The 12,166-nt window shown below is 43.3% G+C and carries 15 protein-coding genes; 8 read left to right on the plus strand and 7 right to left on the minus strand.

What is annotated here, in order from left to right; all coding sequences use genetic code 11:
* Positions 1 to 411 carry a DOMON domain-containing protein gene (locus K7G75_RS06185; RefSeq protein WP_222983343.1) on the minus strand — a complete coding sequence of 137 codons (411 nt, stop codon included), beginning with the start codon at positions 409 to 411 and terminating at the stop codon, positions 1 to 3.
* A gap of 190 nt (positions 412 to 601) precedes the next feature.
* Here K7G75_RS06185 and K7G75_RS06190 point away from each other — a divergent pair, with 190 nt between their 5' ends.
* Positions 602 to 1,576: a polyprenyl synthetase family protein gene (locus K7G75_RS06190; RefSeq protein WP_222983344.1), complete on the plus strand. Its 975-nt coding sequence runs from the start codon at positions 602 to 604 to the stop codon at positions 1,574 to 1,576.
* A 12-nt stretch (positions 1,577 to 1,588) separates the two neighbouring features.
* Here the strand turns inward: K7G75_RS06190 and K7G75_RS06195 are convergent, their stop codons facing one another.
* A complete protein-coding gene (locus K7G75_RS06195; RefSeq protein WP_222983345.1) occupies positions 1,589 to 1,825 on the minus strand; it encodes a zinc-ribbon domain-containing protein in 237 nt (78 codons plus the stop codon).
* Positions 1,826 to 1,936: 111 nt separating this feature from the next.
* Between K7G75_RS06195 and K7G75_RS06200 the strand changes: the two genes are divergently transcribed.
* Positions 1,937 to 2,566 carry a 2OG-Fe(II) oxygenase gene (locus K7G75_RS06200; protein WP_262420251.1) on the plus strand — a complete coding sequence of 210 codons (630 nt, stop codon included), beginning with the start codon at positions 1,937 to 1,939 and terminating at the stop codon, positions 2,564 to 2,566.
* 41 nt (positions 2,567 to 2,607) lie between these two features.
* On the opposite strand, the gene K7G75_RS06205 is transcribed toward K7G75_RS06200, so the two are convergent.
* Positions 2,608 to 3,492: a hypothetical protein gene (locus K7G75_RS06205; protein WP_222983346.1), complete on the minus strand. Its 885-nt coding sequence runs from the start codon at positions 3,490 to 3,492 to the stop codon at positions 2,608 to 2,610.
* Between the two features lie 226 nt (positions 3,493 to 3,718).
* Between K7G75_RS06205 and dnaG the strand changes: the two genes are divergently transcribed.
* Positions 3,719 to 5,689: a DNA primase gene (gene dnaG, locus K7G75_RS06210; RefSeq protein WP_222983347.1), complete on the plus strand. Its 1,971-nt coding sequence runs from the start codon at positions 3,719 to 3,721 to the stop codon at positions 5,687 to 5,689.
* 49 nt (positions 5,690 to 5,738) lie between these two features.
* Here dnaG and K7G75_RS06215 read toward each other — a convergent pair whose 3' ends face one another.
* Together K7G75_RS06215 and nadE are read right to left on the minus strand one after the other, a co-directional pair.
* Positions 5,739 to 6,368: a response regulator gene (locus K7G75_RS06215; protein ID WP_222983348.1), complete on the minus strand. Its 630-nt coding sequence runs from the start codon at positions 6,366 to 6,368 to the stop codon at positions 5,739 to 5,741.
* Between the two features lie 151 nt (positions 6,369 to 6,519).
* On the minus strand, positions 6,520 to 7,308 hold the full coding sequence (gene nadE / locus K7G75_RS06220; protein ID WP_222983349.1) for an NAD(+) synthase: 789 nt from the start codon (positions 7,306 to 7,308) through the stop codon (positions 6,520 to 6,522).
* 66 nt (positions 7,309 to 7,374) lie between these two features.
* Between nadE and gldB the strand changes: the two genes are divergently transcribed.
* From gldB to K7G75_RS06235, 3 genes are read left to right on the plus strand one after another with little or no spacing between them, the layout of a single operon-like run.
* Positions 7,375 to 8,358 carry a gliding motility lipoprotein GldB gene (gene gldB / locus K7G75_RS06225; protein ID WP_222983350.1) on the plus strand — a complete coding sequence of 328 codons (984 nt, stop codon included), beginning with the start codon at positions 7,375 to 7,377 and terminating at the stop codon, positions 8,356 to 8,358.
* On the plus strand, positions 8,359 to 8,691 hold the full coding sequence (gene gldC / locus K7G75_RS06230; RefSeq protein WP_222983351.1) for a gliding motility protein GldC: 333 nt from the start codon (positions 8,359 to 8,361) through the stop codon (positions 8,689 to 8,691). It begins immediately after the preceding gene.
* Positions 8,692 to 8,743: 52 nt separating this feature from the next.
* Positions 8,744 to 9,118 (plus strand): hypothetical protein, encoded by a 375-nt coding sequence (locus K7G75_RS06235; RefSeq protein WP_222983352.1) that lies wholly within the window; start codon positions 8,744 to 8,746, stop codon positions 9,116 to 9,118.
* A 45-nt stretch (positions 9,119 to 9,163) separates the two neighbouring features.
* Here K7G75_RS06235 and yihA read toward each other — a convergent pair whose 3' ends face one another.
* Positions 9,164 to 9,778 carry a ribosome biogenesis GTP-binding protein YihA/YsxC gene (gene yihA / locus K7G75_RS06240; RefSeq protein WP_222983353.1) on the minus strand — a complete coding sequence of 205 codons (615 nt, stop codon included), beginning with the start codon at positions 9,776 to 9,778 and terminating at the stop codon, positions 9,164 to 9,166.
* Positions 9,779 to 9,780: 2 nt separating this feature from the next.
* A complete protein-coding gene (locus K7G75_RS06245; RefSeq protein ID WP_222983354.1) occupies positions 9,781 to 10,545 on the minus strand; it encodes an alpha/beta fold hydrolase in 765 nt (254 codons plus the stop codon).
* 265 nt (positions 10,546 to 10,810) lie between these two features.
* Between K7G75_RS06245 and K7G75_RS06250 the strand changes: the two genes are divergently transcribed.
* Positions 10,811 to 11,266 (plus strand): division/cell wall cluster transcriptional repressor MraZ, encoded by a 456-nt coding sequence (locus K7G75_RS06250; protein WP_222983355.1) that lies wholly within the window; start codon positions 10,811 to 10,813, stop codon positions 11,264 to 11,266.
* Positions 11,259 to 12,161, plus strand: coding sequence for a 16S rRNA (cytosine(1402)-N(4))-methyltransferase RsmH (gene rsmH / locus K7G75_RS06255; protein ID WP_222983356.1), 903 nt, complete (start codon positions 11,259 to 11,261; stop codon positions 12,159 to 12,161). The genes K7G75_RS06250 and rsmH overlap by 8 nt, the downstream gene beginning before the upstream one ends.
* Positions 12,162 to 12,166 lie beyond the last annotated feature (5 nt).

Here is a 12,166-nt window from a genome sequence, read left to right on the forward strand (position 1 = left end):
TTATAGTGTGATTTCAATATGCCTTCGCATACGGGAATGGTGATCAAATTCATCTTCCATGCTGTAAGCACAGATTAGCCAAAGTTTTCTTCCCTTGCTCAAATCAAAATGATAATTATCAAAAGCCACAACCGGCATAGAAAATGTTATTGTCGTAATTCCGTTTTCCTCCGAACCTTGGGGATCAATGACTTGGGATTTAGATCCTAAGGCTTTTACCGGTTTGGGATTACCTGCACTTACCACGTAAAAATCTTCAGCAGTGGTTTTGTCATCACTTACGGCAACCATGATTAAATTGGTGTCAACAATGTCATTTTTTGAATTGAATCCGATAGCCACCCAACCATCATCCGGTGCAGAGGCAGTAAATGTGACATAGTTTTCATGGTGTTCCCATGAAACTTTCATACGTTCCACCTGGACTTCTTGCGCGCTAGAATTGGACCCTATGAAAATTAGAAGTAAAAAGGATACTGTTTTAAAGTTTATCATTTCATTTAACCCTTATAATTGTAAATAACTAAGCTAAGACTTACCTCATTATTTTACTCTTAACATCCAGTTAAAAACACTTGGTATAAGTATCTTTGAAATCACGATGAAGATTGTATCTCAAATTAGGGAGCCGATAGAACGGGAGATGGAGCTTTTTGAAGAAAAGTTCCATAAATCCATGTCGTCCAAGGTGGCTTTGTTCAATAGGATAACCTACTATATCGTCAATAGGAAGGGTAAGCAAATGCGCCCCATGTTTGTGTTCCTGACAGCCAAATTATTGAATGGGGAAGTGAACGAAAGAACCTATTGTGGGGCATCCATCATCGAGTTGATCCACACAGCCAGTCTGGTGCATGATGACGTGGTGGACGATAGCCACAAACGTAGGGGCTTTTTCTCCATCAACGCCCTGTGGAAGAACAAGATTGCCGTTTTGGTAGGAGATTTTCTTTTTTCAAAAGGGGTTTTGGTGGCCCTGGAGAACAAGGATTATGATCTATTGCACATTATTTCCAATGCCGTTCGTGATATGAGCGAGGGTGAATTGCTTCAGATAGAAAAAGCACGGCTTTTGGATATCACAGAGGAGGTGTATTATGAGATCATCCGGCAAAAGACGGCCACTTTGATCGCTGCATGTTGCAGTATGGGAGCATGTTCCGTTAGACCAGACTCTGAGGAAGTCGAATCTTTTAGAAGATTTGGGGAACTATGCGGTATGGCCTTTCAGATCAAGGATGATCTCTTTGACTATGGTGCGGAAAAGATCGGAAAGCCAACGGGTATCGATATCAAGGAACAAAAAATGACACTTCCACTCATTTATGCCCTGAACCAAAGCGACAAGGAGAAAAAACGCTGGTTGATCAATTCCATCAAGAACCATAATAAGGACAAAAAAAGGGTTAAGGAAGTGATTGCCTATGTGAAAGAAAAGGGAGGACTTGAGTATGCCGTGGAAAAAATGCTGGAATTTAAGGATAAGGCCTTGGCCATTTTGGACAATTATCCCGATTCCGAATATAAGAACGCTCTGATTTTGATGGTCAACTACGTAGTAGATCGAAAAAAATAAAAGAGCCTGGGATCACAGGGCCTTTTGCATTTCCTGGGTAAAATCTTCCTTATAATATACCTTTTTACAATGCGAGCATTCTGCAAACTGCTCCGTTTTGATCGTGAAGATAGGGACCCAAAATAGGTGGGCATAATTGGGTTGGGACACAACGGTCAAAGTGTCCCTTTGCCCGCAAAAGGGACATGCAACGTTTTTTAAGCTCTTGGTTTCCCTTTTGCCTGGTCTTGTTCCAAAGAAGAGGATCATAATAACCCATATTTAAGTCCTTACTAAATTAAAGCTTCTTGAACAATGAAAGTGAAATGGCCGATCTTTTCATCTTGAAATTTTTTCTACATTGGCACACATTTATAGCACTTGGATACCTATCATGGTTTGGAGCAATGGTTCTCTTGGATGGATGACCTCTCCAGTAGAAATTATGTCGTAATCGACAATTTTTTTCGGGATGAACTGTATGCTGATATGAAGGCCTTTTTTCTTCAAAAGCTTCCCGATTTCACCGAAGCAGGAATTGGTTCAAACAGGGAAAATCAAATAAAAAGAACAGTCAGGGGTGACTTTACGCATTGGCTTGACAGAAAAAGGGATGAACAGCTCAGTACATTTTGGGACTTGGTGGATGAAACCTTGTACATGTTCAATAGGTATTGTTATTTGAGTCTGTCCGGATATGAGTTTCACTTGGCCCATTACCCTCCCGGAAGTCATTACGCAAGACATTTGGATCAGTTTGAAAACAGGAACAATCGGATGATTTCCGTAGTGATTTATTTTAATGAGGATTGGAAAAAAGGGGATGGGGGCGAGCTGGAGATTGTTAATGCGGATAACAGCCTTCTTCTTGTGGAGCCCCATGCGGCACGGTGTGTTATGTTCAAAAGTGCTGAGGTGCCCCATGCGGTACTTCCGGCAACAAAGAGCAGGTTTAGTTTAACGGGTTGGTTGCTCTACCAACCAGCTTCCCTAGGTCAGTTTTTTGGTTGATAAGGGCAATAAATAATCAACAAGTGCCCAACAAAAGTGGATTATTTCACAACTGATGGTATAAGGCCGCGAACTCCCATGTCAACCACAATATCGCCTTCCGTAGGTTCAAAAGTACCGTTCCCGTTGTTGTCCACCCATTCAAAACTCTGATTGATGGAAATGGAACATTCAATGATTACGTCATTGGTTTCATCACCGGTGATTTCAAAAGGAGTTTCAAAGACGCCCGTGACCAAGCAAGAACCAGGCGGAATAGGTGAAAATTCACTTATCGGATTGGGCACTGTGGTGGCATTCGCCGGAGCCTGACCTTCAATAACAGGGATGTTGGGAATGTCGGTTTCAAAAGCCCAATACCCTTGAAGTTTATTGCCATTTACGGTTACAGTCTGGTTTTTTACCGGATAGGAACCAATATAGGTGTTGGCCCCCACAAATGAGGCAATGGTGCCAGTGAATTCCTGGTTTTCCGCCCGAAACTGGATACTGTAATTTTGATAGGACAGGGAAATGCGAAGATATTGATATACTCCTGGCACGACATTTTTAATATCGGTTTCATAAAAGATTTGATTATTGCCCGCGTACAGCGCTTGGTCAAAATCGATGGCCTCGGAACCTCCCTTGTTGGTCATTGGACTTTCATACACCTGGGTGCCATTGTAGGCTGGGATATCATTTTTTTCAGCAAGTTCAATATAATGGGCTCCCATTTGATTAAACAGGGGAGTTTGTGCAGCATGGCCTTCGGGTATTGGTTGTGACCGGCCAAAATTGTCCAAGCGTTCCTGAAGCGGATTAAATTTGAATTTGAAAATCAGCCTTGGTCCATTTATGGGTTCCGATTTGTCTTCAGAACAGGACAACAGAACAATGAACAAAAAGACAAGTGGTCTGCTAAACTTAAAATATTTGTTTTTCATACCATTAAATTTGAGGCATGGTTCTTAAACTTTTTATCTTGACCGTTGCAATGATGGAATCAACGGGGAGTTGGATACCATTTGCTTGCATCTTTGGCAATCTTATTGACCAATGATAAATAAATTGCTTTTCAATTGATGGATGAACTATATGATCTGACGTAAATAGAGGATTTTCAGAAATTTGTTTTTTATCTACCTTTAAAGGCTTAATTAAATTGTTCCGTTGATTTCGAAAAACACCATAGATCAAGTGTATGAGGTTGCCCGCGTGGAAGAGGTGATAGGCGATTATGTGCAATTGAAAAAATCCGGTTCCAATTTCAAGGGACTGAGCCCTTTTACCGACGAGCGCACACCGAGCTTCATGGTTTCCCCGGTAAAGCAGATTTGGAAGGATTTCAGTAGTGGAAAAGGTGGCAATGTGGTGGCATTTTTAATGGAACACGAGCATTTTACCTATCCGGAAGCCATTAAATATTTGGCAAAAAAATACAACATCGAGATTGAGGAGACCGAACAGACCAATGAAGACAAGGAGAAGGCCAACGAAAAGGAAAGCATGTATCTGGTTTCAGCGTATGCCCAAAAATATTTTTCAAGAACACTTTGGGACCACGAATTGGGCAAGGCCATAGGGCTTACCTACTTTAAGGAACGTGGTTTTGAGGATGAAACCATCAAAAAGTTTGGACTGGGCTACAGCCTTGACCTTTGGGAGACCTTTACGCAAACAGCTTTGGAAGATGGCTACCAATTGGAATTTTTGGAAAGGACGGGCTTGACCATCGTTAAAAAGCAGAATGATGGGACTACCAAACAGTTTGACCGTTTTAAAGGACGGGTAATGTTTCCCATTCATTCCATGAGTGGAAGGGTACTGGGTTTCGGTGGCCGCATCTTGACCAGTGACAAAAAAGCGGCCAAATACCTGAATTCCCCTGAAAGTGAAATCTACCACAAAAGCAAGGTGCTTTACGGCATCTATTTTGCCAAACAGGCCATAGCCAAAGAGGACAACTGTTACTTGGTGGAAGGATATACCGATGTAATCCAAATGAGCCAACGCGGGGTGGAAAATGTGGTGGCTTCAAGTGGTACGGCGCTTACCCCGGAGCAAATACGGTTGATCAATCGGCTGACGAACAATATCACCGTACTTTTTGATGGAGATGCCGCTGGACTGCGGGCCTCACTTCGGGGAATAGACCTGATCCTGGAGCAGGGAATGAATGTCAAGGTCTGCACCTTTCCGGAAGGAGAAGATCCAGACAGTTTTGCCAAGAACAATTTGTACGAGGACCTGGTGCTGTATTTGGAAGAAAACGCTAAGGATTTCATTCAATTCAAGACCTCCTTGCTGACCAAGGAGGCTGCCAACGACCCTATTAAAAGGGCCGATACGGTGCGTGATATTGTGAACAGCATCAGCAAGATTCCTGACAGGATAAAAAAGGAAATCTACATTCAGGAGTGTGCCCGGATGATGGATATTTCTGAAGAAGTACTGTACAACACCTTGGCCCAAATAGGCAAGAAGGAGCTTTCCGACGTCCAAAAAAGGAACAAGCAAGAGCAAAAGGCCTTTGAGGTCGTTAAAAACGACCCGGTCGAAAAGGTAAATGTGCAACATGTATTAGAGCGCAAAATCATTGAGATGCTGCTTCTATATGGCAATCAGAAACAGGAGTTTGAGGACTTGGTGCTGAAGGAAAATGAGGAAGGGGAGTTGGTATTGGAACCGGAGGTGGTGGAGGCCAAGGTATATGAAAAAGTATATCTGGACCTTCAGGAAGATGAGATTGAGCTTACCAACGAACGTTTTAGGTCAATCTATTATACTTTGATCGAGGATTTGAACGAAAATGAGGATTTTTCAGTGAACACCTTTCTGTCCAAGCTTGATCAGGAGATGGTGCCCGAGGTTTCCTCCATTTTAATGGAAGAAGAACAGTATGTGCTCCACAATTGGGAGCGAAAGGATATTTATCCAAAGGAGAAAAAGCATGGGGTCGCCCAATTGGTGGATGAGACTATACTCACGTTGCGATGCAATTTGATCAGAAGTAGAATCCAAAAATTGCAGCAGCATACCCAGGAACAAAATGATGATAACTCGGAAATCCTCGAGGAAATTGTCAATTACCTACAATTGAACAAGCTGCTCAACGCCAAACTCAATCGGGTGCTTTCATAAAAAAATCCCAGACACTTGTCCGGGATTAAATAGTATATGGCGTAAGATTCTAGTAAAGTTCCAGGGCTTTGGCCTGTTGGAGCAGATCTACCAAATTATCCACGTTCAATTTTTTCATCAAGCGCGCTTTGTAGGTACTCACCGTCTTTTCATTTAGATTGAGTCCCTCGGCAACTTCCTTGTTTCTTTTTCCGCTGGCCAATAGTTTGAGTACTTCCACCTCCCTTGAAGATAATTTTCTGAAGAATCTTCTTGGCTTTTGCGTACCCTCATCAAAGGCAAGGCGTTGTGCAAGTTCGTTGGTGATGAACATATTGCCCTCACTCACCTTTTTTACCGCTGAGATGATGTAGTCCAGCTCCGAATCTTTTGATAGATATCCGTAGGCACCGGCACGGATGGTGCTCAATGCATAAACATCTTCTGATTGCCCGCTGAACATAAGGGTTTTTACGTTGGGGAACTCTTGTTTTATTTTTCGTAAGGTGGCGATACCGTTAATTTCTGGGATGTCCATTTCCAGCATCACTACGTCGGGGGTAACTTTTTCCAGTACCTCGAACAGCTCTGAAGTGGTGGAAACATCTCCAATGATTTCCATTTCCGCACTGGACTCGAGTACCTGCTTTATTCCTAGTCGAACTATGGGATGGTTGTCTGCAATTAAAACTTTTATCATTCGGCTATAATTTGGTTTTAGTACTTATTTACTTACACAATACTAGCTGGCAAGATAACGATTTGGGTGCGTAAAGGTGTAACTTTTTTCTTAAAACCGTAGTTTTTTTAAGGTTTTTTTCGTTCGACACAGGGGTTTTTCGGTCAAAATGCTACTTGAGGTGTGCGGGAATCTCACAAATAGGTATAGGAATCATCTTATGTTTGTTGCTATTGTTATACCTTTTATAGATGTCAAAAACAATCTTTTCCCTTCCCGTGAAATCCTCCGAAGATTTTCCAAGATCACTCATTTTCATGGCCCATTCCAATTCGGGATACGATGCACCGATTTGGTCTTCATCGGTCCTGCTATCACCCCAAAGACCATCCGTTGGAGCGGCGGTCATGATATCTTCATTTATGCCAAGCACCCTGCCCAATTCATACACCTCGGTCTTGAGCAGGTCGGCAATGGGGCTTAGATCAACTCCACCATCACCATATTTGGTGTAAAAGCCAATGCCAAAATCTTCCACCTTGTTTCCCGTTCCGGCCACCAAGTAGCCCTTTAGCGCAGCAAAATAATAAAGTGTTGTCATCCTCAAACGTGCTCTGGTGTTGGCCAACGATAAGTGGCGCTCCTCTTCATTGTCCACCTTCGGAAAAGCCGCCACCAAACTGTCAAAAACAGGAGTAAGGTCAACAGGTTGTCTACTGACATTGGCAAAATTATCCATCAACCAATCAATATGCCTGTCGGCTCGGGTAACCTGATTTTTACCTTGATGGATGGGCATTTCCAGGCATAAAAGCTCCAATCCGGTTTTGGCACAGAGTGTTGAGGTCACCGCGGAATCGATTCCCCCTGAAACACCAATGACAAATCCTTTGCATTTTGCGTTTTGGGCGTAGTTCCCTAACCAATCAACAATATGGGCTATTACCTTTTCTGTTTGCATGCCACTTTTTTTAGATTCTATAATTTACCTTTGTGCCCTGTAAATTTAAACCCTGTGGTTTTAAAAATGAAGCGGTTCCGCAAATACTTTGTCTTTTCTGTGGTGTTGGCATTTGCTGTGGGCAGCTTTGTTGCCAGCTGTAAAAAAGAGAACAAGAACGAGGAAGCCATTTCGAAGCTTGAGGTGGACCTACAGATTCTCCGATTTGACCGTGAATTTGCCAGAGCAACCCCTAAAGATATACAGGGGCTAAAGAAAAAGTACCCCTACCTTTTTCCGGAACAGTTTGCCGACAGTGTCTGGTTGGCCAAATTATCCGATACCATTCAGAAGGAGCTATCTGATGAGGTGGAAAGAACGTTTGGTGATTTCAAGGAGGAATCGATTGCCCTACAATCACTTTTTCAACATATCATCCACTATTTTCCGGATTTTCGGATTCCAAAAGTGGTAACATTGACCTCGGATGTTCGCTATAACGACCGCATCATCCTGACCGATTCCCTACTACTAATAGGTCTCGATAATTATTTGGGGCCAGACCATCATTTTTATGAAGGTTTGCAGCGCTATATTGTTGCAGGACTGGATAGGCAGTACCTCGCTTCCGATATTGCAAGTGCCTTTTCAAAAAAGGTGTTGAGATACCCTACGGACCGTTCCTTTTTGGCCAGAATGGTACACTACGGAAAGGAATTGTACATCAAGGACAGAGTGCTTCCACAGGCGTCCGATGCCCAAAAAATAGGATACACTGCGGAGGAAATGGAGTGGGCACAGGCCAATGAGGAACAGATTTGGCGTTATTTTGTGGAGCGTGAGCTGTTGTACAGCACCGATTCCGAACTGGACCGACGTTTTTTGGACCCTGCACCTTTCTCCAAGTTTCGATTGGCTTTGGACAACGAATCACCTGGAAGGTTGGGCCGCTACATGGGATGGCAGATCGTAAGGGCGTTCATGGACAAAAATGAGATAGGCCTGCATCAACTTTTGGATATGTCGGCCAATGAGATTTTAACTAAATCTAACTACAAACCAAGAAAATAAATGGCAGTTACACATACTTCGGAGATAAAATTGAAGGTAGGTCTGGATGAAAACCGTATACCCGAGGAATTGACCTGGTCCGCAGAGGACGGAGGGGTGGAAAATGAGGAGGCCAAAGCCATGATGCTTTCGGTTTGGGACAGCAAGAACAGGGAGTCGCTAAAAATTGACCTTTGGACCAAGGATATGCCCGTTGATGAGATGAAGCTATTTTTCCATCAAACCTTGGTGACCATGGCCGATACTTTTTTCAAGGCAACCCAGGATGAAAAGATGACCGCAACCATGAAGGATTTCTGTGAGTATTTTGCCGAGAAGTTGGAATTGAAGTAACGCTTGCCCCTTCATAACTTGCAATTCTCAATTTTTCTATTATATTATAGGTATGATAGGAAAAGAAAAAGAAGAGAACAAAGCATTGCTGGAAAAATCAGTGGAATACCTCCAAGGAAGAGGTTTTGACAACATCAAAGTGGACCTTTCCGGGCACGAACGGCCAAAGACATTTAAGTCCAAGGCCAGGGACCTTGAAGTGGCGGCAGATATTTCGGCCACAAAAAATGGCAAAAAGTACTTTTTCGACATCAGTCTGAAAACGGAGAAGTCAAAATTGCTAAAATCCAAATGGTTGTTGCTGGATACCGTGGCGAGATTAAAGTCCAATGGATTCAAAATCATTACCACCAAGGGTCATTTCAAGTTCACCGACGACCTTTTGAACGAGGTGAATCTATCCAATAAGGAACCCATAAGAATTTAACTTACATAGCTGCCAGCCAAAGTAGTCGATACAGGAAAGTCTTGGTCACGAATTGGCCTTGAAGAAATCTTGGTTAATATCATTTATATAGGATAAAAGCTCGTCCTTTCCCCAATTTTTGGAAGAGGACGTCACAAAATAGGGCGGGACCTCTTCCCAGGAACCTTCCAAAAGTTGCTGTAGATAGTCGTTAACTTTTTTATCCAGTTCGGCTGGTTTTATTTTGTCCGCCTTGGTAAAAATGATGCTAAATGGAATTTGATTTTCCCCCAGCCACTCCATAAACTCCAGATCTATGGGTTGGGGTTCGTGCCGAACATCAATCAAGACAAAACCGCAGACGAGTTGCTTCCTTTTTTCAAAATATTCGGTGATATACTTTTGAAAGGTCCTCTTGTCCTTTTTGGAAACACGGGCGTAACCATATCCCGGTAAATCCACCAAAAACCAGTTCCCATTAATTTTGAAATGATTTATGAGCTGTGTTTTGCCAGGTCTGCCGGAGGTTTTGGCCAGACTCTTGCGACCGGTCAGCATATTTATCAAGGATGACTTGCCCACATTGGAACGTCCAATAAAGGCATATTCGGGCAGTGGCTCGTTGGGACATTTGGCCACATTGGAATTGCTCATTACAAATTCCGCCGAAGTTATTTTCATGATTAGAAATTGCGTTTGGCGAGCCAGGCTTCCAAGATCGCATTGAACTCCTCGGGATGTTCCATCATCGGTGCGTGTCCACATTTTGGTATCCAGAACAGGTCCGAATCAGGTAAAAGCTCATGGAACTCCTTGGCAACGTTCGGAGGAGTCACCGTATCGTTTTCACCCCAAATAATACAGGTAGGCGTGTGCATGTGGGGCAAATCCTTGGACATGTTATGGCGTATGGCACTCTTGGCGATGGCCAAGGTCTTGACCAGCTTCATTCGGTCGTTCACCGTGGCAAAGACTTCATCCACAATTTCCTTTGTGGCCACCTCAGGATCATAGAAAACATCCTGTGCTTTCTTCTTTATGAATTCGTAATCCCCTCGTTTGGGATAACCGTCGCCCATGGCACTTTCATAAAGGCCGGAACTCCCGGTTATCACCAAGGCCTTTACCATTTTGGGAAACATTTTGGTGTGCAGGAGCCCAATATGGCCGCCAAGCGAATTTCCCAAAAGGATAACATCCTTCAACCCCTTGAACTCTATGAAATCCTCAAGAAATTTGGCAAAGTTCTTTACCGTTGTCTTGAGCATGGGCATATCGTAGATGGGAAGTTCAGGAATCAGCACTTTGTACCCTTTGGAGGGAAAATAGTCGGTCACTCCCTGAAAGTTGCTCAACCCTCCCATAAGACCATGTAGAATGATCATGGGCGTTCCCTCTCCTATCTCAATATATCGGTATTTACCTTCCTCAATAATGTGATCTTCCATCAATTGTTAGTTGGTCCTAAGAGCGCAAATATAGGCATTTCAGATAACAAAGATTTCACGGATATGCCTTGATAAAACCAAACTTTTTGCAAATGCTAGGGCCAGTGCTACACTTGGACTTGGGAGCGTCGGAATCTGTTTTGTCGTAAAATTCTTGTTTTTCATCCAAAAAGTGGTAAAATTATTAACAAAAGTGGATTTTAGTGGAGAAATGTGGAAATAAAATCTATATATTTGAGTTGTATAAGTAACCAATTGATTTCTAGTGACCCATATAATCGGACAACATGATTGTAAGGCTGATGCAAAAGGGAGGGTGCTCTTGCCCATTTCCCTAAAGAACCAGCTGTTGCCCGTTTTGAAGGATGGGTTCATAATCAAACGCTCTGTTTTTCAGCAATGCCTGGAGCTCTATCCAAAACACGAGTTTGATATACTCATGCAAAAGGTCCTCAAGAAAAGCCGGATCAACAGAAAGTATGACGCCTTCGTAAGGAATTTTGTGGCGGGCATGAAAGAGGTGGCCATCGACAGCGATTCCGGAAGGCTGCAGATACCCAAGAATTTGGCGGACTATGCTGGAATTGAAAAAGAGGTGGTGCTCAATGCGGTTTTTGACAAAATAGAAATCTGGAACAAGGACAAGTATGAAAAAGTACTTTCCGAAGGTGAAAAGGATTATGCGGACCTAGCGGAGGAGATTTTTGCCGACGATGAATAGGCCCTATCACGAGCCGGTGCTGTTGCAGGAGTCCGTGGATGGGTTGGCCATAAAAAAAAGTGGAGTCTATGTGGATGTCACCTTTGGTGGCGGGGGACACTCCAAGGAAATATTGAAAAGGCTGGGAGGCAGCGGGAAATTGTTTGCTTTTGACCAAGATGAAGATGCTTGGGCAAATACCATTGATGACCCAAGATTTCAATTGATAAACCAGAATTTTCGATATCTCAAACAGTATTTGAAGTTCTATGGCATTCGGAAAGTTGATGGAATCCTGGCCGATTTTGGTGTTTCGTCCCATCAGTTTGACAAGGCTGAGCGGGGCTTTTCCATACGGTTTGATGCAGATTTGGACATGCGGATGAACCAAACCAATACCCTTACGGCCTATGATGTGGTCAATTCCTATGCTGAGCAAGACTTGGCAAGAGTCCTGTTCGATTACGGTGAACTGCGCAATGCACGCGCCATGGCAGGAACCATCGAAAAGGCCAGAAAGGAAACGCCCATAAAAACCACCGAACACTTGAAGCAGGTTTTGCATCGCTTTTTGCCAAAGATGAAGGAGAACAAAATATTGGCACAGGTGTACCAAGCAATTAGAATTGAGGTGAACCAAGAAATAGAAGCGCTTAAGGAGTTCATGGCACAGGTTCCGGAATTATTGGAAAAAGGGGGCAGATTGAGCGTGATCAGTTACCACTCCCTGGAGGATCGCTTGGTAAAGCGCTTTATCAGGGCGGGCAACTTTGAAGGTGACCCTGAAAAGGACTTTTATGGCAATGCGGTGGTGCCGCTCAAAAAGGTGGGGGGACTTATTGTCCCGTCAAAAGAAGAAATAGCCCTGAACAATAGGGCAAGAAGTGCAAAACTCCGCATTGCGGAACGCATATAGGGAAC

It is taken from the genome of Flagellimonas meishanensis, from assembly GCF_019880545.1.
Classification (GTDB): Bacteria; Bacteroidota; Bacteroidia; order Flavobacteriales; family Flavobacteriaceae; genus Flagellimonas; species Flagellimonas meishanensis.